At 38.2% G+C, this 25,281-nt stretch carries 21 protein-coding genes; 12 read left to right on the forward strand and 9 right to left on the reverse strand.

The window, feature by feature from the left end:
• Positions 1-64: 64 nt before the first annotated feature.
• A complete protein-coding gene (locus BVC89_RS20685; RefSeq protein WP_086933019.1) occupies positions 65-1,264 on the reverse strand; it encodes a PilT/PilU family type 4a pilus ATPase in 1,200 nt (399 codons plus the stop codon).
• Positions 1,265-1,665: 401 nt separating this feature from the next.
• On the opposite strand from BVC89_RS20685, the gene BVC89_RS20690 reads away from it, so the two are divergent.
• On the forward strand, positions 1,666-2,892 hold the full coding sequence (locus tag BVC89_RS20690) for a NupC/NupG family nucleoside CNT transporter (RefSeq protein ID WP_086933020.1): 1,227 nt from the start codon (positions 1,666-1,668) through the stop codon (positions 2,890-2,892).
• Positions 2,893-2,997: 105 nt separating this feature from the next.
• Here the strand turns inward: BVC89_RS20690 and BVC89_RS20695 are convergent, their stop codons facing one another.
• Entirely contained in the window at positions 2,998-3,840 is an 843-nt protein-coding gene (locus tag BVC89_RS20695) for an isopenicillin N synthase family dioxygenase (protein ID WP_086933021.1), read from the reverse strand.
• Positions 3,841-4,578: 738 nt separating this feature from the next.
• On the opposite strand from BVC89_RS20695, the gene BVC89_RS20700 reads away from it, so the two are divergent.
• Both BVC89_RS20700 and BVC89_RS20705 read left to right on the forward strand, forming a co-directional pair.
• A complete protein-coding gene (locus BVC89_RS20700) occupies positions 4,579-5,562 on the forward strand; it encodes an FHA domain-containing protein (RefSeq protein ID WP_086933022.1) in 984 nt (327 codons plus the stop codon).
• Between the two features lie 12 nt (positions 5,563-5,574).
• Complete coding sequence (locus BVC89_RS20705; protein WP_086933023.1) at positions 5,575-8,217, forward strand: serine/threonine-protein kinase; 2,643 nt, start codon at positions 5,575-5,577, stop codon at positions 8,215-8,217.
• An 11-nt stretch (positions 8,218-8,228) separates the two neighbouring features.
• Here BVC89_RS20705 and BVC89_RS20710 read toward each other — a convergent pair whose 3' ends face one another.
• From BVC89_RS20710 to BVC89_RS20730, 5 genes are all read right to left on the reverse strand, one after another.
• Positions 8,229-8,798, reverse strand: coding sequence for a hypothetical protein (locus BVC89_RS20710; protein ID WP_086933024.1), 570 nt, complete (start codon positions 8,796-8,798; stop codon positions 8,229-8,231).
• A 263-nt stretch (positions 8,799-9,061) separates the two neighbouring features.
• A complete protein-coding gene (locus tag BVC89_RS20715; protein ID WP_086933025.1) occupies positions 9,062-9,484 on the reverse strand; it encodes a hypothetical protein in 423 nt (140 codons plus the stop codon).
• 335 nt (positions 9,485-9,819) lie between these two features.
• Positions 9,820-10,956, reverse strand: a complete 1,137-nt coding sequence (locus tag BVC89_RS20720; RefSeq protein WP_086933026.1) for a DUF4097 family beta strand repeat-containing protein — start codon at positions 10,954-10,956, stop codon at positions 9,820-9,822.
• Between the two features lie 40 nt (positions 10,957-10,996).
• A complete protein-coding gene (locus tag BVC89_RS20725) occupies positions 10,997-11,968 on the reverse strand; it encodes a HEAT repeat domain-containing protein (protein WP_086933027.1) in 972 nt (323 codons plus the stop codon).
• A gap of 6 nt (positions 11,969-11,974) precedes the next feature.
• A complete protein-coding gene (locus tag BVC89_RS20730; protein ID WP_158658049.1) occupies positions 11,975-12,526 on the reverse strand; it encodes an RNA polymerase sigma factor in 552 nt (183 codons plus the stop codon).
• A gap of 333 nt (positions 12,527-12,859) precedes the next feature.
• Here BVC89_RS20730 and BVC89_RS20735 point away from each other — a divergent pair, with 333 nt between their 5' ends.
• Genes BVC89_RS20735 through BVC89_RS20745 form a run of 3 tightly spaced genes read left to right on the forward strand, consistent with a single transcriptional unit; the run spans position 12,860 to position 18,350 of the window.
• The gene (locus tag BVC89_RS20735) at positions 12,860-13,657 is read left to right on the forward strand and encodes a hypothetical protein (protein ID WP_086933029.1); all 798 of its coding nucleotides are present in this window, start codon (positions 12,860-12,862) and stop codon (positions 13,655-13,657) included.
• A complete protein-coding gene (locus BVC89_RS20740) occupies positions 13,654-15,219 on the forward strand; it encodes a DNA polymerase Y subunit UmuC family protein (protein WP_086933030.1) in 1,566 nt (521 codons plus the stop codon). Before BVC89_RS20735 ends, BVC89_RS20740 begins: the two co-directional genes overlap by 4 nt.
• A 32-nt stretch (positions 15,220-15,251) precedes the next feature.
• Complete coding sequence (locus BVC89_RS20745; protein WP_086933031.1) at positions 15,252-18,350, forward strand: error-prone DNA polymerase; 3,099 nt, start codon at positions 15,252-15,254, stop codon at positions 18,348-18,350.
• A 372-nt stretch (positions 18,351-18,722) separates the two neighbouring features.
• On the opposite strand, the gene rrtA is transcribed toward BVC89_RS20745, so the two are convergent.
• Entirely contained in the window at positions 18,723-19,262 is a 540-nt protein-coding gene (gene rrtA, locus BVC89_RS20750; RefSeq protein WP_086933032.1) for a rhombosortase, read from the reverse strand.
• Between the two features lie 165 nt (positions 19,263-19,427).
• Here rrtA and BVC89_RS20755 point away from each other — a divergent pair, with 165 nt between their 5' ends.
• From BVC89_RS20755 to BVC89_RS20775, 5 genes are all read left to right on the forward strand, one after another.
• Positions 19,428-20,288: a helix-turn-helix domain-containing protein gene (locus tag BVC89_RS20755; RefSeq protein WP_086933033.1), complete on the forward strand. Its 861-nt coding sequence runs from the start codon at positions 19,428-19,430 to the stop codon at positions 20,286-20,288.
• A gap of 811 nt (positions 20,289-21,099) precedes the next feature.
• Positions 21,100-21,681, forward strand: coding sequence for a TetR/AcrR family transcriptional regulator (locus BVC89_RS20760; protein WP_086933034.1), 582 nt, complete (start codon positions 21,100-21,102; stop codon positions 21,679-21,681).
• A 120-nt stretch (positions 21,682-21,801) separates the two neighbouring features.
• Positions 21,802-22,896, forward strand: coding sequence for a lipid A deacylase LpxR family protein (locus tag BVC89_RS20765; protein WP_086933035.1), 1,095 nt, complete (start codon positions 21,802-21,804; stop codon positions 22,894-22,896).
• Positions 22,897-23,097: 201 nt separating this feature from the next.
• Positions 23,098-23,520, forward strand: a complete 423-nt coding sequence (locus BVC89_RS20770; protein ID WP_086933036.1) for a chemotaxis protein CheW — start codon at positions 23,098-23,100, stop codon at positions 23,518-23,520.
• 267 nt (positions 23,521-23,787) lie between these two features.
• The gene (locus BVC89_RS20775; protein WP_086933037.1) at positions 23,788-24,123 is read left to right on the forward strand and encodes a hypothetical protein; all 336 of its coding nucleotides are present in this window, start codon (positions 23,788-23,790) and stop codon (positions 24,121-24,123) included.
• Between the two features lie 171 nt (positions 24,124-24,294).
• Here BVC89_RS20775 and BVC89_RS20780 read toward each other — a convergent pair whose 3' ends face one another.
• On the reverse strand, positions 24,295-24,711 hold the full coding sequence (locus BVC89_RS20780) for an ExbD/TolR family protein (protein WP_086933038.1): 417 nt from the start codon (positions 24,709-24,711) through the stop codon (positions 24,295-24,297).
• Between the two features lie 132 nt (positions 24,712-24,843).
• Here BVC89_RS20780 and BVC89_RS20785 point away from each other — a divergent pair, with 132 nt between their 5' ends.
• Positions 24,844-25,200 carry a hypothetical protein gene (locus BVC89_RS20785; RefSeq protein ID WP_086933039.1) on the forward strand — a complete coding sequence of 119 codons (357 nt, stop codon included), beginning with the start codon at positions 24,844-24,846 and terminating at the stop codon, positions 25,198-25,200.
• Positions 25,201-25,281: the final 81 nt, after the last annotated feature.

Genomic DNA, 25,281 nt, shown 5'->3' on the forward strand with positions numbered 1-25,281 from the left:
CGGCCGTATGTTTTTTAATTTTCTAGCATTTACTTTACTGAGGTGACGAACAATTTAATACGCTCTAGAATGTTGGCGTATCATCATCACTTTTTTCATCATCTATTTCTTGTAATGTTAGCTCCGTAAAACTTGAGCTAATTTTAGTGGCTGTATTATTTTGATTCTCTCCGTCTTGGATCTCACTGTTGGCTTTGCCATCACTGGCAAGTTTAATTCGTAGACGCAAATTATTAGGTGAGTCTGAATTAGCAATAGCTTCATCAAATGATATCTTATTTAAGCCGTATAACTTAAATAGCGCTGAGTCAAATGTTTGCATCCCTAAATTTTCCGACTTTTCCATAATTTCTTTTATTTCATCCAGGCGATTTTGTAAGATCATATCTTGGATTGTTCTCGTGCCTAGCAAAACTTCGACAGCAGCACAGCGCTTATTATCTATTGTCGGTATAAGTCGCTGAGAAATTATTGCCTTAATATTTTGTGATAAGCCTAGTAATAATTGAGGCCTCCGCTCTTCAGGAAACATATTGATAATTCTCTCCAATGCTTGGTTAGCGTTATTTGCATGTAGGGTAGATATAGCAAGATGGCCTGTTTCAGCAAATTCTAATGCATGCTCCATTGTCGCACGCTCGCGGATTTCCCCTATCAAAATAACATCAGGGGCTTGCCGTAAAGTATTTTTAAGTGCGTTATGAAAACTGCGGGTATCAGAGCCTACTTCCCGTTGATTAATAATGCTTTTCTTATGCTTGTGTACAAACTCTACAGGATCTTCTATGGTGATGATGTGGCCGGCTGAATGACTATTGCGATGATCGATAAGCGCAGCTAATGATGTGGATTTGCCGGAACCCGTTCCCCCCACAAATAACACTAACCCCCGTTTAGTGGTAATCACTTCTTTTAATACTTTGGGCAAGCCGAGATCATCAAATTTAGGTATCTCAGATTTAATATTGCGAGCCACAATAGAGACTTCATTACGTTGCTTAAATATATTGATCCGAAAACGGCCGATGCTGGGGATGGAAATTGCCAAATTCATCTCTAGCTCATGAGTAAATTCCTCGCGCTGCTCTGCATCCATGATGACATTGGCAATCTCTTCAATTTGCCCCGCTTTATAAGACGTTTGCGTCAGAGGCTTGAGCACACCTTGAAATTTGGCGCAAGGCGGAGCGCCAGTACTTAGATACAAATCAGAGCCATCTTTCTGAGCAAGAAGCATCAAATACTTATTAATTGGCGTTTCCATTTCATAGGCACTCACTTCAGTTATCAATATCTGAACGGCTAACAGTGTGTTAAGACTCGCCCGCATTCATGTAGTATAGAGCTAATTCAATACACAAATAGAGATTATTTTTTAATCAAAATAACGCATTAGCATATAGCAAGTAAGGCTACCATCTCCAAAATCAGAGGCTTCAGTGGATTTAAATCGCCCTAATGTCCCCGCCAAATGTCATGACATAGTTGTATAACACGTACTTAATTTGTTAGTTTAAACAGAGCAAGTGGCTGCATAAGAAATCTTTATAAAGAGCATCTCAATACAATTAGAGGTGCCTTGAAACAAATAATGCCGTGATGGCAGCAATCATAAAGTGATATGATCCGCCCCTTACCCGAATAAATTAGATTTGAGGACCATCTATGGAGCAGGCTTTTCGCGGCGTTATTGCGATAGCGTTCATACTGCTTGTTGCCTTTTTGTTTTCTGCTAACAAAAAGAATATTAACTGGCGAACCGTGTTTTTTGCCCTAGCGATCCAGCTATCTCTCGGCGCATTTGTACTTTATATTCCCTTCGGTAAAGAGGCACTACTGAACGTCTCGCAAGGGGTTAATGTCATTCTCAGCCATGCAAACGAAGGTATAAACTTCATGTTTGGGCATGTGGCAGATAAAGGAAAAGGCTTCGTTTTTGCCCTCCATGTGTTGCCTGTTATTGTCTTTTTCTCATCTTTTATCGCTGTGCTTTACCATATTGGTATCATGGGTGTGGTCATCAAAGTGATTGGTGGCGGTTTGCAAAAATTGCTAAATACGAGCCGTCCAGAGTCACTTTGTGCTACCGCCAATATCTTTGTAGGCCAGACAGAAGCGCCTCTTGTTGTAAAACCCTTCATTAACAACATGACGCAATCTGAGCTATTTGCAGTTATGGTATGCGGCTTAACCTCCATCTCTGGCTCAATTATGTCTGGCTATGCTGGCATTGGGGTTGAGCTTAAATATCTCATTGCCGCCAGCTTTATGTCAGCCCCAGCAGGTTTGTTAATGGCAAAACTTGTTATGCCTGAGACAGAACAGACAAAAGATAGCTTGGATGAGCTTAATGAAGAAGACAAAACAGTAAATGTCATTGATGCCGCTGCTGCTGGTGCCGTAAGCGGTGTCTCTCTTGCCATTAATGTGGGTGCAATGCTAGTAGCATTTATCGCCTTGATCAGCCTTGTCAATGGCTTGCTGGGGGGCTTAGGCTCACTAGTAGGCGTAGAGAACCTTACTCTGCAAATGATTTTAGGCTATTTGTTCCAGCCTATCGCTTTCATTCTGGGAGTGTCCTGGGATGAAGCGCACTTAGCTGGAAGCTTTATCGGTCAAAAAATAATCGCAAATGAATTCGTGGCATTTCTTGACTTTGTCAGCCACAAAGATCAACTAAGCGAACACACTAATACCATTGTAACTTTTGCTCTGTGTGGTTTTGCCAACCTTTCTTCGATTGCCATTCTATTGGGGGGATTGGGCTCGCTAGCACCAAAACGGCGGCCAGACCTAGTAAGACTGGGAGTGAAAGCTCTTATTGCCGCAACGCTCGCCAATTTGATGAGTGCTTCCATTGCTGGTCTATTTACCGGCTTAAACAGCATTTAAAACAATAAATCGATTTATATTGGGGGAATATATTCCCCCATGGGTTTATTACTGATGTACCTCACATGATTTGCTTCATATGAGGTAATAGGCATTACTTAACGCTTACTTTTTCATTCCCAATTCTTGTAAACGCTCAGATAAGTAAGTATCTGCTGTATAGCGTTCTGACAGCACAACATCACCTCTAGGATGTAAAAATAGAGGCAAGGAAATGCGTGACTCTTTACTATTAGCACCGGCAGGATTAATTACTCGATGGCTGGTAGATGGGAAATAGCCCGATGAAGCTTCTTGTAACATATCACCAATGTTAATAATTAAGTTACCAAAATTACATGGCACATCCATCCATTCTCCCTCTTTGGTTTTTACTTGCAAACCAGGCTGGTTAGCCGCCGGCAAAATAGTAATTAAATTAATATCCTCATGTGCCGCAGCACGCACGGCTCCTACTTCCTCAGTACCAGTCACTGGTGGATAATGCAGTACTCGCAAGAGGGTTTTATCAGTATCGCGAATCATCTCTGATAAAGGCTGTGAATAGTTCTGCGCTACATCTTTAGGACTGAACTCCTCAATCCAACTAAGTAGTTTGGCTGCAAAAGCAGACGTTTTATTGTAGTACTCAAAAATCTCTTCTCTCAGTTGCTGAGGGACTCGACCATTTAAATAAACATGGTAGAACTCTTTTATATCGCGATGTTTGCTGCCTTTAGCCGTTTCAGACACATCCATGGGGAAATAACCATCAAATTTTTCCTTGTCAAAAACATAATCAAACTTTTCTTCGCCATTAAAAAACGTTTGCCAATTAGTGTAGATAGATTCCAACAAAGACTGCTCAATCGGGTGGTTCTCCAAAACACCAAAGCCTGTTTCTCTTAGAGACGTAACGAATAGTTCGGCAGCATTAGATGCTGTGTAATCAACAATTTGCATATTCATAATCAGTAAAACAATAAATTTTGTAATTCAACACAACCAGCTGTAAAGCAATGCAAAGCTACTTAGCTATCAATTAACCAGATATTAGCTCAATATATTGCACCATAGATCTTTACAGTGGCACCTTAGGCACACAACCTATATTCCCAAGAATAACTCTAGTTTCCGCTTGCTCCAATTTATTTAATTTCTGTCATTTAATTTCAGTCAATTCCCTTGATGCTATTAAATAGCTAATATAGCTATTTCACCTTCTCTAAACCGATCATAAGTGATAGTTATTGCTACTCGAAACACCCAATTGGATACATTTCGAACAATAACACGAGTTTAAAGCACTTATTTTGCGTAAAAACAATATATCAGCCATTAAAGAGAGCATAAACGCAAGTATTCTTAATATTTCCTGGGTTACAGCTAACTCTAACATAATTGCCCAAAAATGGCGCATGGTAAAACATGGGTAGCCATAGAAGCTCTTTAAGTAGAAATTTAACTCGTCGTATAATAAGAAATTCACACGACATTTATGGCACAAAAATATAAGTTGGGTAGTGAAAACCATTCTCAAACTACCGCTGGCAAATTCATTGTATACTTGGAAATATTGGATAGATAAGAACAAGATAGAAGGTGTTGAGACGATTAGCTCAGGTTAAATATCGGCCAGCTATTAACTGTTACTATCCATAGCGTTTATAGCAATGTTGAATCCAGACTACTCTAAAGTGCAAGTTCATGGCTTTTATACGACATAAAACTACCGGCAAATTCGTTTATCTTCTTGCCCACCATACCTTCGGACGTCGTGAAGATATCGTTGATACTATCCTTTCTAACCCTAAAATATCTAAAATTCATGCCACCATTGAATGGAGTGGCAATCATTGGCTACTTAAAGATCTCAGCAGTAACGGCACCTGGGTAAACAAAGGAAAGCTTGAGAAATTTATGCCCCAGGTATTAAGCCAAGATATGTCTATCACATTCGCCGATAGTAGCGACGATATATGGGTTGTAGAGAATATCGATCCTCCTAGTCCTCTGTTGCTCTTTGATCCTCCCAATAGCCAAAGTATTCCTCTACATGAAATTACCTTTTTACCAAGCGAAGAGGCACCAGAATTAATCATCTATATGGATAACGACACATCTTGTTGGCGCTATATTGGTATTGCTGATATGGAGTCCATGGATAATTCTGGCCAGCCCCTGAACCACCTAGATCAGCTGAGTGTCTCAGGTAACAATATGAGGGCGTTCATTCCTCCCGAACAAAAAATGACAGTGGATAACGCCAGCCAAGTGCAGTTTTCCAATCTGCATTTTGATTTTAATGTGAGTTTAGACGAAGAATATGTGTCACTGAAAATGAAATATGGCGATAAGCACTATAACGCCGGAGACAATACCTACATGTATTTGTTACTTCACCTCGCCAGACAGAGAGTGTATGATTTTCAAATGGGGCTTGATGAAAAAGACCAGGGCTGGGTCGAAAATGCCTTATTGTCACGAGAACTCGGTATGGATGAATCTCATATCAACATCCAAATTTTTCGGCTACGCAAACAATGTGCTCATATTTTAAAAAACCTTTGCTCCAGTTCTATTGTTATTCAGCGTCGACGCGGTGCGACCAGGACAGGTATTTTAACTCATCAAATCACGATCAAAAAAGGCATGGAAGAAACCTCTGTGCAAGACCTTAACCGCTACTAGATTTATTTCATAGTGAATACCGTTGAACAGTCCATTGGTCATTACCAGCTTAAGAACTTGCTGGGTGCTGGCGGCATGGGCAATGTATTTTTAGGTTATGATCCACGCCTTGAAAGAGAAGTTGCAATTAAGTGCGTACGTTTAGATAGTAATATCGAAAACGGTGACAGCTATTTAAAAAAAGAAGCAAAGGTTCTTGCCAAACTTAATCATCCCAATATTGTGCAGCTGTACGATATTGTCGAGCAAGAAAATCAGCTCGCTTTGATTATGGAATATGTCAAAGGCGTATCATTTAAAGATGTCATTAAAAGCCAAGACTACACGTTGAAGCAGGCTCTTGTTTGGCTTTCAGAAATATCTCTTGGTTTACACTCAGCACATCAGCATAAAATTATTCACCGGGACCTAAAACCAGAGAATATATTACTTAATAGCGAAAACAAAGTTAAAATAGCAGACTTTGGCATAGCCAAGCTTATTAATTCAGAAAACCATTCGACCCATAATATTTTGGGTAGCTATATTGCTTTTTCTCCTGAGCAAGCCAGTGGCAACAAACTTGATTGTCAAAGTGATGTATTTTCACTAGGAATTTTTGCTTATCTTCTTTTGTGTAGAAAACATCCCTTTGGAGACTCCAGCGAGCCGGCCAACATTATTAGCAATATTCTATCAGGCGGTGTTGTGCCACCTGATAGAGAAAATAATAATATAACCAAGCCCATTGCGAATCTCATTGTCGAATTATTAGAAAAAAGACCTGAAGACAGACCTAATAATTTACAAGAAGTAAGTCAATTATTTTTTGACTCAGCATCACAACACAACGATACAAAAGTTTTCAACGTTATTGCCACTGACACTGTTATTGAAAAAAAAGATAACAGCAAAAGTCACACAAGAATAGCAAGTTCAATTTATTCTGATTTCACCAAAGTCGTAACTTCACAATTTAACAAACCTACACTTTTTTACTCCGTTTTTATAGCTATTTGTATTCTATCTACTTTATTAGCATTTATCTTCTATCCTACAAAAATTAACAATCACTATGTGGCTGTTGTTGAGCCGAAACTCACATCTCAAATGCCGCTAAAAAAAGAAGATTACCTAGTTAAATCCTCTGTATTCAATGCCTTTGAACAAAGTATAGTAACAACACAGGGGTTAAAATTGATACCGCGCTTTGAAATCAGTGAAGTAGGACAAAGCCCTTCAGAAATAGGGTTACAAACGGGTGCTGATAGTGTTTTATCAAGTCATATTGAGTGCTTTAGTCGCAGTTGCAATATTACGTTAGTGCGCCTAGATGCGGGAGATTGGAGCGTACTAGAACAAAAACAGTGGAGTGTATTAAAAGATCAGCTACTTAATAGCCACGATATTTCTGCACAAAGGGCGGTAGGGTTATTCGCTGACGCCATAGCACCTGCGTCTTTAAATGCATTGGTAGATGAAGAAAGCTATAAAAAATATATTGAAATACGATATAATATTGCCAATACAAGCAACAATCCTGACTCAAGCCTACAAGATATTGCAACGCTCATCGAATATAACCCTAATTATACTCCGCTATATGATTTGTTTAGAAATGTATCACTACATGCTTATACTGACTCCAACGATAGCAAGTACTTAAATGCCTTAGAGCAAAAACTAAAGCGCACACCTAAAACTATATCTTCAAGTCAAAATATTATCTTTAATTGGTTTGAATACTATTTAGCAAAAGGCAACTACTCACTTGCTCAGCAGCAAATTCAATACTTACAGGACAATTACCAGAATGAGGTAAAAGTCCTTGAAATGCAAGCAAGCCTAGCCTTAGAAAAAGGCGATTATGTGGCGGCCATTAATTTTTTAAAAAAAGTCTTATCCTACCGAAAAAGCCGAAATGTCTTATATGAAATGGCACTTGCCCATTGGCTGCAAGGCGATTTAAATGCAGCAAAGCATCATATTGATGCTTTGCTAGATATTGCCCCAGAAGACTACTACGGTTTATCTCTTAAAGCAGGTATTGCCCTATCAGAAGGGAATTTAACACTGGCCAAAAATACTTATAATACCTTATTGTCAATTAGCGATGATAGCGACCATTATACCAACTTAGGATTAGTACACTTATTATTAAAAGAATATGATGACGCTAAGGCCTTATTTATTAAGGCACTTGATAAAAACCCCAAACATTTCACTTTACAAATAAATGTAGCAGATGTAGAACTACTATTGGGCAATAAAAATATTGCGTTATCAAACTACAGAAAAATCTTAGCAACCCTTACCCACCCTAAAGATTTAGAAGAAATGCTCGTTTTACCGCAAGCGCACGCACAGCTTGGCGATTATGAGCAGGCTATTCTAGCTTTACATAAACTTATAGAACACTCGCCAGATGACCCAAATACTGCTTTTACAGCAGCCTTAACCTATACTCTTGCGGGAGAATATACCTCAGCTACAGTCAACATAAAAAAAGCAATAAAGTTTGGTATGTCGCCTATATGGTTTACCTTACCCTGGTTTTCACCCTTATGTGAAAAAGTTAGGATCGGCGACCTTATAGGTGATGTCAATAAGGTCTCACTGTGTACAAACAATACAATAAATCGTGAAGATATAAATCTGGCAAAAGAACAGCCTTAATTTTTTGTCAGCTAGTCAGGCTTTCTTTTGATAGCAATAACTGGGTCTTTAGACTCAACAACATTGTTGGGGTCATTATTGTAATACGCTCTAAAAATAAAGGGCAAGGTTTCGGGTTCTTCATCATTAAAAGTGATATTTAAACACAGCCTTTTACCATTATTTAACAGCTCATAAGAAACATCATGCTCTATATCAGAATCAATAAACCTAATAGGATGATCTTCGCAAAATTTCCAGTCATACTCCGATTCTACCATGTCATAGTTAACTGCCACTACATCTTGCGGAGGTGTAGGCTGCACACTAAATAAGACATCCAAATTCGAATATAAACGATAGCTATTTTCTTGAGTGGTTTTTGTTTCTGTAGTAGTAACAGTAGTCGTGCCTGCAGCATTAGTTGTGGTTGTAGTGGTCGTTATGGTTGTCGTTGAGGCACTATCATTGTTAGGTTTAAACCACCATACTTTATTTGGTTCAATTTCAGGATGCAGTGTAAAGTCACATTGATCCATAGGTTTTTGATTGCCACTACCATCAGTCACAAAAAATTTATAAGTCACGTACTTGTTAAGCATAATGTTTTCCAAATAGATTATAAATGATATATTTTATTGTCTTACAGGGAGGATAAAAGTCAAGTATTGAGAAAAAACTACAGACTGAAATTCTTGCTGAAAATTTTGCTAGCAAAGCTTTTGTCGATGGTAATCTAAATTTAACATAATAACTTTACACTATAGGCTGTTAACGCTAGTGATAACACAATTAGCATTAACAGGCCTTGTTTTTCACTCATAGATTACTAGTTTTAATTCAGACAGCCTAGAGTCTTTTAAAATTAGTCTGGCTTACGTTTAATAGCAATAACAGGGTCAGGAGAACTGTATCTTTCACCTTCAAAACAGCCATGAAATATCACGCAAACATCTTCGTCCGATGCTGTATTGGATGATATTTTAAGTGTTATAAAATTCGACTCGTGCGCAATAAGCTCCACATCGTGGGCAGGGTCATTAGATACGGTAATAGGCTCATCTTCAGGAAAAGTCCATTCTGAGCTACTCATCTTAAATGTGGTTTCAGCATAATCTCCTGGTTTTGGAGAAGCTCCGATAAAAGTTATTATCAAGTTTTCAAACTTCTCCGTATCTGGTGGATTTGTAAAAAGCCAAGGTTGTCCAGAAACTTCCGATGGTATTAAAACAAAACTCTTTAAAACTGAGCCATTACCATCTGGCACATCAATATAAAAAGTAGTCATAGAGTCTCCTCAAATATCTTACCGATTATTTGTATTGAGAACCGTCCTTTCTAAAACTCTTAAGCTATTAGCCTAAACACCTAAGGCCAACTAGAAGCTCATAAACACAATTACCTTTTAACAAGTCCTAATAAAAGACAGCGCAAAAAGCATTATAGAGCAAGATAATAGTTGAGGACATTGATTTACCTGACATCATCTTTAAAACTGGTAAAATAGCTTATGTAAGATGCCCAATAAGGTGTGCTATATAAATGGTAAGCTGTAAGAGGTACTGAGTGATCAAGCCACCACTCAGTAATAACAATGCTATATAGTCGTCAATATAAAAAGATTTAGTTAAGAAGTTTAATATTAATAGTACCATTGGAAGCGGATAAATTTATTTTATTACCGCCACCGTTAATATCTCCCTTGGCTGTTGCACCTCCTCGGCTAGAACTCATTTGCAAAGGAAAATCAGAGTGAATGGGGCCTCCATTTGAACGACGCCCGCCATCCACTTCAGCAACAACAGAGGCTTTTATATCTTTAGATAAGTAGAGAGAAATTGAGCCTCCTTTCGTATCCAAGGATATCGGTGCCTTTCCTTTTGGTTTACCGGCAATGAATTCAACTAAAATATTACCACCAGAAGTATTAGCAGAAACAGCACCTTTGACTCCGGTAATTTTAATACCACCACCGCTAGTATCAGCGCTAACTGCACCTGCAACATTCTCGATACTAATATTTCCCCCAGAAGTATCTGCACTCACATTACCGTCACTCCCTTCAATCTTAATAGAGCCACCGGAAGTATCTACGCTGATATTTCCTTTAGCGTAACCAACTCGAATACTCCCTCCTGAAGTGTCAGCATTAACATCTCCTGAAGAAGAGCCTATTTTAATACTGCCCCCAGAAGTATCAGCATCGACAATTTTACCCCCTTTTTCTATTTTAATACTGCCGCCAGAGGTATGAGTAATGACTTTCCCAGTCACTTCTCCAACAGAGATAGAACCACCCGAAGTATTAACATTAATATCACCATCTACATTATCAATTTTTATGCTACCAGCACTGGTTTTAGCTGATATATTACCTTTCAGGTCGCCAATTTTTATAGATCCAACACCTGTCTGTAAGTCAAGGTTAAAATCTTTAGGCACCTTTACGTTGTAGCCAACATTGACGCCAGAACGCCGCCCTCCTTCGCCTTTAACAATAATCTTATTACCTTTCTTAGTCATAGAGATAACAAAACTACTTAACTCAGATTCATAATTAGACTTTTTAGTGGCAGCCACTTCCACAGTTTTTTTGTTCCATGAACTGATCTTCACAGATCCTTTTGAACTATCGAGGACGAAAGTCCCTCCCTTATTCACATCAAACGTCTTTTCAAGAACTTCTGCATTAGCATATGAACTCAAAATAAAAATCAGTGCAAAAACTGTGATTTTATTAAGTGTAATAAAGCTACTCATAGTATTTTCCTCTACTTTAAACAACAATTATCTACTTCTCTCAAATAACTGTTATTTTTTTACTAACGTTATTTTTTGGTTTTTTGAACTTTTCAAGCAAGCGTTTTGATCTTTCTCTTATTAGTGTATTTGCATCATCAATAGAGTGCTGGCGCAATATTTTTAATAAATCTTCATCTACCGCCTTTGTTAAGGCTAAAAAGGCTTCTACTCGAACACCTGTGTTTACATCATTAACTAAAGCATATTGCAGTGCTCGCCTCACTTGCTTGTCGGCAGCATCTTTAACTAAGCTTGTCACAGCGTTGTATCGAACACCCGGATTAGGGTCATTTGTTAATATATAAATCAACGACGATTTGATATCGTTGTCTTGCACGTAAGCGCCAAGCATCTCACTTAGCTCTAACCGAACTTCATCACTATTATTAATATGTAGCGCTTTTGCCAATAAATTCCTAATACGTGGATCACTTAGATTACCTTGAACTTTTGACTGAGCGGCAGAAGTAAATGAAAATTCCACATTACCAATATTTCGGTCGTATACTTCAAGTTGCATATCAACAATATTGTTATCCCCTAATGTATTTAGAGCCACACCATCATTGTCTACTTGTGGGCGAGTATAACTACCATTAAAGAATGAACTAAAAAACAAACCTATAGCAAACATCATTGCCATACTGACAAATTGTATTCTCATCGAAACTTGAGCAGACCATAAGTACCGAAAGTATCGCACCAGAGAGAAATCAGAGGGCTGTGTTTTTCGTCGGATGTTATGAAATGCAGACCATCTCACCCCTTGTGTACGCTGTTCGCTAATTACAGGCTTTAAACCTTTGGGGACTATCTCGTCAAATTCACACTGACTTTCATAAGCTTTACGAAGTTGCTCATCGCTTTCTAGGGTCTGCTCAAAAATAAGGCGCTGTTCAGCATCTAGGCCACCATAAAGATAATCCATAATCCACGCATCGTATTGCATTTTCGTTTCGTTGTGATTCATGGCTATTCACCGCTTATATTCTTGTAGTAAGTCACGTAATTTACTGCGTGCACGAAATAAATAACTCTTTACCGAACCCTCGGTACACTCCATTATCTGAGCTGCATCTGCAATGATCAGTTCTTGCTGATGGCACAAGACAAAAGCAACTCTTTCTTTTTCACTCAACATTTTTAAAGCTTGATGAATAGAATGGCTCAATTGAGTGTTTTCTATATCCTTACTTGGGTTACCATAATATTCAAATTCATCCACTTGATTGTCTTCGTGGGTAAGACGACGACTAAATTGGTGACTTAATTTACGCTTATAATCCAGTGCCGTGTTGACGATGATCCGATAGAACCATGTACTAAACTGGCTGTCTGAGCGAAACTTAGGTAAGGCTTTATAAGCATTAAATACAGATTCTTGATAGATATCATCCGCCTCATCAGGGTACGCGGCCAAGCCTGCGGCTAAAGACAACATTTCAGGCTCAAGGTCAACCACCAGCTGCTCAAATGCCCCAATCGACCCTTTTTGCGCAGATGAAATAAGTTCGTTCTGTCGCTTCAAAATGACGCTCTTCCTTTCAATATTTTTATTGTTCATATACTTAGAAGCACAATCATAACTTTAGGTTGGCAAATCTCTGAGTTTTTTATAGATCGACTCAAATAGATCAATTTTCAACCAAAAAATCCAATAACCGATAGATGTTCACAGGTTCTCCATATATCTATTAGACCACTGAATATTCTATCTAAGAATAAAAACAAACATCGAATTTCTTGCTATTTTTGTCATTTGATATTACTGTATATTTAAACAGTTAAAATATGCTAATAACTAGGTTACTAGGAAGCGAGGTTAGCGTATTAGCAAGTAGAGTTAGTGTATTAAGAAACAATGTCTAAGATCGGAACAAGACAAGTCGCTCTAGAAAATATCCTGCGTCGTTCAGATACATGGCAAGGGGATTCTCATCGACTCACCCAACACGAAGCGATCACCAGTGGTTACCCTGAACTTGATAAAGTATTACAACATGGCGGCTGGCCTTTGGCGACACTTATTGAAGTTTGTCAGTATGAATACAGTAGTGAATGGTATTTATTTCATCACACATTAAAAACACTCAATAATGAAAGTCAAAGCGGAGATATCGCTTTGATTAATCCACCTGCTTTGCCTTTTATCGGTGGTTTAGCACAGTTAGAAATCCCGTATCATAAAATACTAGTTGTGGAAACTGCCAATACTCAGCAATTTATTAAGTGCTTTTCTGATATATCATATTCAACAGCTTACTCTGCTATTTTTGCCTGGCAGCAGCAGTTTTCTTTGAGCTATAGTCAGTTAAGGAAATTACAACTTAATAGTAGTAAACAAAATGGCTTATACGTTATCTTCCGCCATATAAAAGACAAACAACGAAGCTCTCCAGCGAGCCTACGCCTGATTTCTCAACCAAATGAGCAAACACTGACACTCAATATTTTTAAGCAAAGAGGAAACCTAGAAAATATTGATGTACAACTACCTATTCCTAGTTTTTGGGAAAAAATATTACCGCACAAGTATCTATGCACCGCATCAGGCAAACAAAATAACGCCACTTATACGCTAGAGACAGCACCTAAGATTTTTAGTAACGCATCCACACACACAAAAGGGCCGCAGCTAAAAAAAGGGGTTTCTACATGAAAAAATCTAGCAAGGTAATAACAAAAAAATTATGGGTGGCAATACGCTTTACACACTTTCCATTAGAAAGCCTGGGTTTTAACAAAGACAATGATAATGTCATAGTATCGGATAAAAATATAATATGTGCCTTAACAGATAATATGCGGGCAATGGGTTTAAGCTTAGGTATGCCAAGTTCAACAGGACAGCTGCTATTCAATACAAGCTCAAACAAAATTTGCCGTATTTATAAGCGTAAAATGGATAGTGAAAATAATGCATTGGAGACTGTATGTCGACAACTCTACCATTATACACCTCATATAGAACACTACAGTGTAGCAACACCAAGTGGATATAGCGATATTGGTATATTACTGGAGTTATCATCTTGCATTCAACTATTCAAAGGTTTAACACCGTTACTAGGGAATATTAAGCGTGTATTAAAAAGTTGTCGATTCAGCTATCGGTATAGTATTGGACACACAAAAAATACAGCCTGGTTACTTTCTTATTCTGATACTCCTCTAGAAGATCATACTATTAGTGTACTATCAAAAGAATATTTTCTAAAAAAGCTAGCACTTCTTGATATAGATTACCTATACGAATACTCAGATAGTGTCGAGGCTCTTAAGAAAAGTGGTTTTTTTACCTTCGCAGACATTATACACCATATTAATACGTCATCCTTATACAGCCTGCGAAAACGGTTTGGCGAAAATTTTGCAAACAGTCTTGCTAAAACCTTTGATATTGAAACGCAATTTGATCAAGCACAACTCTTCAGCGAAACACCTATTAGCTATCTACCTGAGCAAGAGTTTTCAGAAAGCACACAATTTGATTACCCAGTAAGTAACACAGAACAACTCATTTACCCTATTAAGTTTTTACTGAATCAGCTTAAAGAAGAATTAATAAATAAACAAAGAGAAATACAAAGTATTTGTTGGTGCTTTTACGACATTCACGAAAATCAAAAAGAGCTTGTAGTTCATTTTGATCGCTTTCATAGTGATATTAGTATGCCCTTGCAATTAACTTTAATACAGCTTGAGAATCAAGCATTACCTTTTGAAGTTGACACACTGGAGTTATCTTGCAAGTACATGCTGCCAGTTAATCTAAAAAGTCAAATATTATCTATCGAAAAAAATAATAATGCAGAGAAAGATAAAGAGAAAACACTAGTATCAACAAAAATTAATGCTCGCCTAGGGAATAACAAAGTCTTCGAACTGTCTGAAAAAAACTCTCATATACCTGAGCTTTCATTTAAAAAAAACTATATGAATAATAAAACAATGACGCAACCACTACAAAAAAATCCTGAGATATTAAATAGGCCTAGTTGGATATTTAACATACCAATAAAAATAGGGAAACGACAGAATACTCTTTTTTGGAAGGGAAAACTTGAACTCTTACAAGGGCCTGAACGCATAGAAGGCCTATGGTGGAAAAAGCCCACAGCTAGAGATTATTTTGTGGCGAAGCGAAATGATAATGTTCGTTTGTGGGTCTTCCATGATGTACATAAAGATGAGTGGTTTGTCCATGGAATCTTTGCTTAGTACTAGGGCCTGTTAATACTAGAGCTATCACAGTGCAATATAATCATCTATATACAATCACTAACTACAGTTTCTTAACTGGCGCCTCTCACCCACACGAGCTCGTAAGCGAAGCAAGCAAACTCGGTTATGCATCTATTGCAATCACCGATGAATGCTCTCTAGCCGGCATCGTTAAAGCCCATATTTCAGCAAAAGAACAAGGCATAAAGCTTATTGTTGGAAGTGTATTTACTTTAAGCAATAGTTGTAAAATAATTGTTATTGCTCCTAACAAAAAAGCTTATCACGAGTTATCGGGTTTTATTACGCTAGCAAGGAGGCGTAGTAAGAAGGGATCTTACCAAGCACACTTTGAAGATCTACGCTTTCGCTTACAGCATTGCTTTATTATTTGGGTGGCAGATCAAACATTAGAAAATAAAGAGCAATATGCCTCTACATTATTGCGTGCCTTTAAAGAACGCTTATGGATTGGCATCGATTTTCAGTTCACAAGTAATGAGCAAGCATCATTTTTACAATGGCAAAATATTAGTCAACGTTACAGGATTCCCCTTCTTGCCTGTCAGTGCGTTGTCATGCACGATAAGTTACGCAAGCCATTACACGATGTTCTTTGTGGTATTAAACACAATACCAGCATTGATAAATTAGGCCGCAAGCTATCTTCCAACGCAGAAGCGCATCTGAAAGATATTGAGAGTTTGAGCAATATCTATCCACAAGCCCTTATTGAAGAAGCCGATAAGCTTGCAAAAAGGTGTGTGTTTTCAATGGATGATCTGCGCTATCAGTATCCACACGAACTCGTTCCAAAGAATAAGAGCGCTATCGAGTATTTAACAGAACAGGTCTACTTAGGGGCAAACAAGCGTTGGCCAAATGGCATCCCTGAGCTTATTCAAAAAGCAATAAAAAAAGAACTTTCTCTCATTGCTGAACTACACTACGAATTTTATTTTCTTACTGTTTATGACATTGTTAAATTTGCCAGAAGCCGAGACATACTTTGCCAAGGGCGTGGCTCCGCCGCTAATTCCGTAGTCTGTTACTGTCTCTATATTACAGAAATATCACCAGAGCAAATCAATGTTTTATTTGAGCGTTTTATCTCTAAAGAACGCAATCAACCTCCCGATATCGATGTTGATTTTGAACATGAACGTAGGGAAGAAGTTATTCAATATATTTACCAAAAATACTCGCGAAAGCGAGCGGCTATTGCAGCGACTGTTATTACCTATCGCTCACGTAGTGCTGTACGTGATGTCGGCAAAGCCATGGGACTAGACCCTTCCTTAATAGATCATCTCGCAAAGTCTTTAGCTTGGTGGGATCGCAAAAGAGAGCTACTTAAACGTATAGAGGAAGCCGGATTTTCTAATACAAACGCAACCCTTCTGCAATTTTTTACTCTAGTCCAAGATATTCTCGGATTCCCTAAACACTTATCGCAACATGTCGGTGGCTTTGTTATTACACAAAGTAAAATCAGTGACTTGGTTCCTTTGGAAAATGCCAGCATGGAAGACCGTACGGTCATACAATGGGATAAAGACGATTTAGAGGCAATGGGCTTACTCAAGGTCGATATCCTATCTTTAGGTATGCTAACTGCGTTACGCAAAACCCTATCTTATGTGAATCAGTACCAGTCCAACCTTAAAACCATTGCCGACATACCTAAGGAGGATCCCGCTACTTATGCCATGCTAAGCCGTGGTGATAGTATTGGCGTTTTCCAAGTAGAGTCACGTGCGCAGATATCCATGCTGCCCCGTTTAAAGCCAGTTTGTTTTTATGACCTAGTGATTGAAATCGCCATAGTAAGGCCAGGACCTGTTCAAGGGGGCATGGTACACCCTTATCTCAGGCGTAGAGATAATCTAGAACCCATTGTTTATCATAATGAAGCCATTAAAGAAGTATTGTCTTCAACCAAGGGCATCCCTATTTTTCAAGAACAAGCCATTCGATTAGCAATGGTAGCAGCGGGTTTTAGTGGTGGCGAAGCAGACCAGTTAAGACGAGCCATGGCAACCTGGGGCAAGAATGGGAATTTGTTGCAATTTGAAAACAAATTTATTAAGGGTATGTTGGATAATGGCTACGATGCAGATTTTGCTAATCGTTTATTTAACCAAATTAAAGGCTTTGGCGGTTATGGGTTTCCAGAATCTCACTCAGCAAGCTTTGCCTTACTTTGCTATCTTTCTTCATGGCTAAAATGTCACCATCCAGCAGCATTCTATTGCGCACTTCTTAATAGCCAGCCTATGGGGTTTTATTCTCCATCACAATTAATTCAAGATGCAAAACGTCATGGTATTAAAATTTTCCCTATTGATATTAATACAAGCGTTTACCAAAATAAAATAGAAAGGAAAGTAAATACAGGTGGAAAAAACGCTTGCGACTGGGGCCTTCGCTTAGGTTTTTGTAATATAAAAGCGCTTCCCGAGAAAAAAGCGATACTTATCGAGCGATATCGAACACAGACCCCATTTAAAGATGTAGAAGACCTAGCGAAACGAACATCGTTAACGCAAATAGAAATTCAATGTCTTGCCGCCGCTGATGCTCTATATAATATTAGCGGGCATCGCTATAGCGCTCATTGGCAGGCGAGTGCAGTCAAGCAATATCGTCCGTTACTTACAAGCAATGAACGTTTAGAAAATGCAGATATGCTAACCACATCACGTCCAAAGTTAGAAGGCGAAGTTCTTCTGGATTTAAAAACAACAGGCCTCTCTCTTAGACCTCACCCCCTTGCTTTACTGAGGCAGAAATACCCTTTTAGCCGCTGCAAAAAATACTGCGAACTGCCTTATATGAGCAATGGCCGCTTTGTCAGAGTTGCAGGTCTTGTTACTGGCCGACAACGCCCTGGATCAGCCAAAGGTACTATATTTGTGACTCTAGAAGATGAGACCGGAAATATTAATATTATTGTTTGGAAAAGTGTTCAGGAACGTTTTCGCCAAACACTACTTTCAGCCAAACTCATACTGGTTAAAGGTCATGTCGAAACCAAAGATACTGTTGTACATATTATTGCGGGAGAATTGCAAGATCTCTCTAACAACCTTCAGAACCTCACCCTCAAATCACGAGACTTCCACTAAACTCGAAGCTTCTATCGAAAAGTGTCAAACCTTATTTGCTTGAAAATACAACGTTGATGGCACTACCTAAAAGACAGATGCAAGGTCGAAAAAAGGAATCAAAAAATGTATTCGAATATAAAGTGTATTAAATCTCGACACTTTTTATTTTAATTAAAACATACAACCTGCTTAATAAGCAGGTTGTATATGAAAATTAACAGCTCATAGTGAGTATGAGTTATAGCTATTTAAGACTTATAAAACATTGTGCAAGAAAAATAATAAAATAGACGCATATAGTGCGCCCCAAATAAAAGTGTAAAATTATTCGATACTTTTAATGCTGCTTGCGAGTGTTTATCACTTTCGTAATGACAATAGGTAACGCAATTAATAATGCACCGCCAATCGCACCGTACAAATGTGCATCGACAACGACAGGGGCAGAAATATAAGAAGAAAGATATCGAATTCGGGAAGTTGCTCACGGCCTATTTTTACTATGACCAGCAGTAGTGCGATTAAATATAGTTTATCACCAGTAAGACTATTCTTAATCAGCATAAATACTAATAAACCATGGGAAACCCCCGAAAAACCTACATACCAAGCGATATCAGGAGAAAATATTAAGAGCCCTAAAGAAATAAATACACTTAAAAATACAGCTGATGATAACCATTCTTTACAACTTAGCTTATAACCAAGCGCTAGCATGATAAGCACAAGCGCTGAGAAATTCATAATTGCATGGGTTGTATTTACATGGACAAAGTGACAAGTCAGCAAACGCCAAACCTCTCCTTGTAAAATAAGCTCTCTCTCATATCTAAAAAAGGGAGTTAATTCGTCATTAAAGAAAAAGAAGAATGAAAATAGTATTAAGAAAGATAAGAAAAGAATTAAAATTTTATGACTTAGTGTACGCATTCAAAATAAACCGTTAACATTGACACATGTAACAACACATAGCTCTAGCTATTTTAGCATTCCCATGTAAGAATAAAGTCCATAATATATAAAACAACAAATAAAATCATTTTCTGCTGGAAGCAGAGCTACCAAAAAACTGACAATTCAAGGTTTTAGAATAATATGAATTCCAAGGGTGAAATTGTCGACATCTCCGCAGACTACTACCTTGTCGATATAAAAAACGAACCAGACTTTTCTGAAGCATGTATTACAGGCGTTATACTCAGTCAAGAAGATGAAAATAAAATGCGCAAAAGAGTCGGTCAGGTTATTGAGGCGGGCAATAACCTCTCAGGTTACAGTCGCAGCGAATTAGCTCAGCTGTGTAACATAAAAAGCTCTCAATTCTCTAAAATAGTAAGGGGAGAGGCATGGCTGAACATAGGTAATTTAGGTCTATGGGGCTTTGCTACAGGTATTACGCCTACTGATGTTGTTCAAGGTACGCCTCTCAATGCTTCACCATCACAATGCATTTCATGGTTTATTAATGGACACCTTCATCACTTTGATCACGATGAGTTTGAGCTTTTTACCAAACTTATATGCCGCCGTTTAGGATTGCGACACTGCCAAGTCAATGTATCTGGTGACCATCCAGTGCCTAAATTAAGGGACAAAAACTGGCAAACTATGTACATTGATGACTTAATTACAACTGCTGGTAAGCGAATTAAACAACTAAGGGAACAGCTTGGCTTATCTCAAAAAGGCTTCAGCGATATTCTAGGAGTAACACCTGAAACAATAAAACGCTATGAATCCGGGCAAGATAGAATTAACCGCGGTGTGTTTTCAACGTTCCGACTTTTTGCCACAACTCATGTTTGCCCAATAGAAATAACTAAAGGCTCAATCCACCACAGACTGCGTTATGTTCAGGAGCAACGTTTTCTTGCTTTGCATGAAATAACCAAGCAGCTCGACTACGAAAAATATAAAGTTTTGAAAAACCTCACATTAAACTATTCAAAAATATAGTAACTGATTGCGCCAAAATTATTATTTTGGCGCAATCAATACCCACCTAACGCCCTTCCTAGCAAAAAGTATAAATTAGAATTATTTCACACAAGCCTTATACCTCATTTCTTGGTAAGGAAAAAAATCACTGAAAAAAAATTTAAGACTTAATTAAATAATAAAAAAAATTTTCTTTAATCCATATATAAGATTAAAATTACAAAAATTAATTATTGAAAAATCAGAATACATTACAACCCTTTTTAAATGCCCTTCTAACTTTGTTTTTCAGAAAAAAAATAACAAAGATAAAACTCACTGTTTTTAATATACATAAAAACAATGGAAATCTACTCCACCCCGGAAATATAACCCTTTAATAACTGTAACCAGGACACAAAACAACTCCCGTTAGCTACATGGAAGTAGCGTAGTAGAGCAATGCACGACCATAAGGATAAGGGTGTTAGCGCGAAGCATGGAGCCAGAGCCGAGGAGCAATTGCAGTTAAGCATATGCAAGTAGCGTATTAAAGCAATAAACGAAGCGCTATTTATTCATCTTATTATTTATATAGAAACAAGAAATACTAAAAATGGAAGCACGTTAAATTTATATAGGAAAAACAAACTGGCCTAACCAATAAAAATATTTCAGTAGATCTAATGACTAATCTTAGCTTTGTAGCCTTCGTTTTAATCAAACCTGTTAATAAGCTCACTAAGAAGCATGAGCTGACAAAAGCCATTTGCTTTAGGGTAATGGAATGGCCTAAGCTTATAACTAATTGAGCTTTGACAAACAAGACGACCGGTCATATCATACATCCATGAATAAACGCGAATCGAAAAAAGACTATATTTTGTGCCACGGCTTAGATGTCATGAAAACACGAGGCTATAACGGCACGAGTGTTAAAGACATCGTCGACGCCGCATGTGTTCCCAAAGGGTCTTTTTACAATTATTTTGACAGCAAAGAAGCATTTGCCATAGAAGCTTTGGAAAAGGTCTCACAAGAGTCCTATGAAGAAGCCCGAAAGATCTTGCTGGCAGACCATAAGTGCCCAATGGAAAAGTTGCATGCTTACTTCGTTTGTGGAGCCGAACATGCCGATGAATGCAATTTTAAGTTTGGCTGTTTTTTGGGCAACATGTGCCAAGAAATGTCTGATAGTAATGAAGTTATCCGAGTTAAGGTACAGCAAATCCTTAAACGCAATACACGGCTCTTCGCTATGGTACTAGATGAAGCAAAAGCCAAGGGAGTGCTAAACGAAGATGTAGATACGGATGTTATGGCAGAGTTTATTTTCAATGCTTGGCAAGGCGCCCTTATGCGAATGAAAGCTTCGAAATGCAGTGAACCACTCAACGCTTTTCGTGCCATGCTTCGTCATATGACAGTGTAAATTTTTTTTGAACTAAAAGTAAGACGACCGGTCGAATTCAACTCGAAACAATTGTTTCGATATATATTTTCGACTTTTTTTTGGAAAAAAACAAGACGACCGGTCACCTGGAGCAATATTATGACCATCAATTTATCAAAACGCACATTATTAAGTACTTTATTTAGCTTGAGTCTCCTCGTGAGCTCTCAGAGTTGGGCTAAGATAGAAGAATCAGATGTATCCAAGCCTCACAGCAAATCCATCGTTAATAGTCATGGAGCAAAACAAGGCTGGGCTGTTGCTTTTGATAATGATGTACTAGTGCCTGGTAGCCGTGACCAAGATTATACTTACGGCGTTAATGTCACTCTGGCGGGCGATAAAACTAAAGACCATTGGGCGTCATTACATCAGCCATTGAGCTGGTTGGATAGCAAGTTCCAAATTAAGCATGACGATAATGCTTTAGCGTCTCACAAAATTGAATATGGCTTGTTCGGCTTTACACCGGAAGATATAGGACAAGCAGCGCCCGCTTTCGACGACAGGCCATATGCTAGTTTGATCTACGTATCTAGCACAACTGAGCATTATAACCCTCAGAGCGAAACCTCATGGAGCAGTACACTAACAGTGGGCGCTCTGGGCTTAGGTATTGTAGGAGAGCTGCAAGAGAGTGTACACGATCTTACCAGCGGTGATCAGCCACTGGGCTGGAATAATCAAATATCTGATGGGGGCGAATTGACCGCGCGCTATTCTATAGCTCGACAACAGTTGTTGTTAAAAACAAGTTCCGGTGCAGAACTTAAAAATACCTTACAAGCGTCGGTTGGATATATTACTGAGGTCAGTTGGAGTCTAGGTGGAAGAATAGGAAAAATTCACACACCATGGGTATCATTCAATCCAGAATTGATAAGCTATGGTGAAAAATCAGCACCCACCTCATCAACTCATGTTTATGAGCATTATCTTTGGGGCGGTGTAGCGATTAAAGGCCGAGCATATAATGCATTTCTCCAAGGGCAGTTTCGCGATAGTGCAGTAGAATATGACACCGGCGAAGTAAACCATGCCATTCTCGAAGGCTGGCTAGGCTATACACTGGCACTAACAAACGGTTATCGCTTTACCTACTCACTGCGCGCACATACCTCTGAAATCAAAGACGGACGCGGAGACCGCAATGTTATTTGGGGAGGATTACAACTGGCGAAGAGCTTTGACTAAGTACTTCGATAAGTGTTGGCTAGCCCTAAGGGGGCTGCGATAAATCGCAAAACTATAGATATATAACTTCAGATTACAGGCAGCATTTCTTTCAGGTTGAACTATTATAAAGTTAGGGCTTGGCTATTATGAGCAAGCCCGATGTTTGTGACTATTGTCAGAGCTTCTTTAACTATTTTAACCAACTTGAGGTAATGGTCTTTGAACACACAATGGGTCAACTTTGAGATTGCAGACGAAGACTACTGCTTAACCGTCGATGACATACAAGAGATATTAAATTACGAAACACCTACACCAGTACCTGGCGCTGTTGATGAAGTCACGGGGATTTTAAATGTACGCGGAGAAATTGTAACGGTCTTATCTGGTCGCAGACTCTTGGATTTGGAACATAAAGATCCACAAGAAACCTGGCGTATTATCACCATGCAAAGTCATGGCATCTACTACGGTTTAGTCGTGGATGCTGTCAATGAAATGATTGACATCAATCTCGACAAACTAGATACCGCCCCCAATACTGGCTCAGCATCTACCAGTGAACTTATTCTAGGAACCTATCACCATAAAGAGCGCCTGATCATAGCCTTAGACCTAACAAAATATGTAGAGTCTGCTTAAGTCTGTGAACAGGCTCTAAGATCTGTTAACACCCATCGAACTGTTGTCAAACATCCCACACCAATCAGTAAAGGTTGGTGATGCTCTACCCTGCCTGAAAACGATAGTCTATGTTATATAACTCTCGTAAATGAACAATTAGTGATTTGTTTATTGCTAAAAGTAAGGAGTATGAAGGTTTTTATAATAATTTTTTAGAATAAAGAACTATTTGGGTTATAACCACACATAGTGTTGAGCCTAAAGCAAATAGACTAGGAAATAATTATGATAAATACATCAACTTATAGTTCTAAATCCGTGCAACAACAAAATGAAGATAAAGCTGATACTTCATTAAAATTAAAATCCATAATTAAAAGTAAGCCCAGTAGTAATTACGTTTATGAACCTATAGAAAATATTATAAAAAATAATATCGTACATCTGCGCAGTTTTTTTGAGATGGAGATAGAGCATAAGCTTGATGTAGATAGACTTATGCAAGCAACCATTTTAGAGGCTATACGTCTAAACCATAGATTTCGCGGCAAACTTCAGAGAAGAAACTTTCTATTTTTTATCGCTCGAAGACTTAACAACAAATATTTAAACCGTATATAAAATTCAAAAAACTTACAATATAACATGCAAAAGTAAAATCAATTAACTACCCCTAATGATTTAGCTTAAAAGCCAACTCAAAAGGTATTGGCTAATGCATGGTAAAAAAGCTATAAGTGATATAGCTTTAATATAAGTAGGCAACAACTATACTTTTTACCACAAGAAGAATTAATTACTATATGTCGTCAGCATAAGCCGACCTTGGGTTACTTGACGTACTTGATCAGCAATAACAATATAACTTTTAGTTGCAGCCATTTCGTGAGCCCGCACAATAATCTGTGAATCAGGGTTGGCAGCTAAATGTTGTGCCACCATAGCCCTAACAGCTCTAGCATCAATAGACCTATTATCTATTTTTATATGGTTAGTGCTATCTATATGAATAAGTAAATTTGATTTTTGCTCCTGTATAGCCTCTTCAGGAGCTTTAGGCGGTTGGTTAATCGCAATTGTTTTCTCAGTAGAGAAAGATGCTGCCACTATAAAGAAAATTAACATAATAAACACTACATCCAACATTGGTGTCATATCCACTTCTGGTTTATCATCGAACACACTTAAAGATTTCATTCTTCTCTTCATACATATTTCCTCAATGTATTTTATGACTAAGATGAAAATATATTTAGCTGTCCTGCCTTCCCTCAAAATTCTGTATTAAATAGTGAAGCAATTTGTTTCATATAGAATTTTTTACAAAAACGGGAAACAACAATGAAAAAAGCAATTTTTCTTAATATGGCATTTATAATAGTTAGCCTTTTCACAGCATCAACACAAGTGTTCGCAGCTGATACCCTAGGTATAAAAGTCGACTCGCCCACTTGGTGTAGAGGCCAAAACTCTTTAGGCCAGTGCGTTACTTTTTTTGGCAGTAAGGACGCTTGCAACAATGTCGAACCTTGCAAACGTGAAGCCGCCGAACGTTACATCACGCCTGTTATCACAGGTGATCTCCACTACTGTTACGGTATGAACAGCTTAGATCAATGTGTCTTATTTTTAGGCAGCGAAAAAAGCTGCGCCCATGTAGAACCGTGTATTTTCAAGTTCGAGCATATTAGAGAGTAAAATCCTTATAAAAGTCGGGTGTTTTTTTAACAAGCATTAAGAGTATTTATCATGAAGTATTCGTGGCACCCGTCTTTTTTA

The sequence above is a fragment of the Agarilytica rhodophyticola genome (assembly GCF_002157225.2).
In the GTDB taxonomy this organism is placed as follows: domain Bacteria; phylum Pseudomonadota; class Gammaproteobacteria; order Pseudomonadales; family Cellvibrionaceae; genus Agarilytica; species Agarilytica rhodophyticola.

What these genes read in the sequence shown, in the direction of transcription:
- BVC89_RS20685 (WP_086933019.1), bottom strand. Translation starts at nt 1,264, where the DNA reads ATGGAAACGCCAATTAATAAGTATTTGATGCTTCTTGCTCAGAAAGAT.
- BVC89_RS20690 (WP_086933020.1), top strand. Translation starts at nt 1,666, where the DNA reads ATGGAGCAGGCTTTTCGCGGCGTTATTGCGATAGCGTTCATACTGCTT.
- BVC89_RS20695 (WP_086933021.1), bottom strand. Translation starts at nt 3,840, where the DNA reads ATGAATATGCAAATTGTTGATTACACAGCATCTAATGCTGCCGAACTA.
- BVC89_RS20700 (WP_086933022.1), top strand. Translation starts at nt 4,579, where the DNA reads ATGGCTTTTATACGACATAAAACTACCGGCAAATTCGTTTATCTTCTT.
- BVC89_RS20710 (WP_086933024.1), bottom strand. Translation starts at nt 8,798, where the DNA reads ATGCTTAACAAGTACGTGACTTATAAATTTTTTGTGACTGATGGTAGT.
- BVC89_RS20715 (WP_086933025.1), bottom strand. Translation starts at nt 9,484, where the DNA reads ATGACTACTTTTTATATTGATGTGCCAGATGGTAATGGCTCAGTTTTA.
- BVC89_RS20720 (WP_086933026.1), bottom strand. Translation starts at nt 10,956, where the DNA reads ATGAGTAGCTTTATTACACTTAATAAAATCACAGTTTTTGCACTGATT.
- BVC89_RS20725 (WP_086933027.1), bottom strand. Translation starts at nt 11,968, where the DNA reads ATGAATCACAACGAAACGAAAATGCAATACGATGCGTGGATTATGGAT.
- BVC89_RS20735 (WP_086933029.1), top strand. Translation starts at nt 12,860, where the DNA reads ATGTCTAAGATCGGAACAAGACAAGTCGCTCTAGAAAATATCCTGCGT.
- BVC89_RS20740 (WP_086933030.1), top strand. Translation starts at nt 13,654, where the DNA reads ATGAAAAAATCTAGCAAGGTAATAACAAAAAAATTATGGGTGGCAATA.
- rrtA (WP_086933032.1), bottom strand. Translation starts at nt 19,262, where the DNA reads ATGCGTACACTAAGTCATAAAATTTTAATTCTTTTCTTATCTTTCTTA.
- BVC89_RS20755 (WP_086933033.1), top strand. Translation starts at nt 19,428, where the DNA reads ATGAATTCCAAGGGTGAAATTGTCGACATCTCCGCAGACTACTACCTT.
- BVC89_RS20760 (WP_086933034.1), top strand. Translation starts at nt 21,100, where the DNA reads ATGAATAAACGCGAATCGAAAAAAGACTATATTTTGTGCCACGGCTTA.
- BVC89_RS20765 (WP_086933035.1), top strand. Translation starts at nt 21,802, where the DNA reads ATGACCATCAATTTATCAAAACGCACATTATTAAGTACTTTATTTAGC.
- BVC89_RS20775 (WP_086933037.1), top strand. Translation starts at nt 23,788, where the DNA reads ATGATAAATACATCAACTTATAGTTCTAAATCCGTGCAACAACAAAAT.
- BVC89_RS20780 (WP_086933038.1), bottom strand. Translation starts at nt 24,711, where the DNA reads ATGAAGAGAAGAATGAAATCTTTAAGTGTGTTCGATGATAAACCAGAA.
- BVC89_RS20785 (WP_086933039.1), top strand. Translation starts at nt 24,844, where the DNA reads ATGAAAAAAGCAATTTTTCTTAATATGGCATTTATAATAGTTAGCCTT.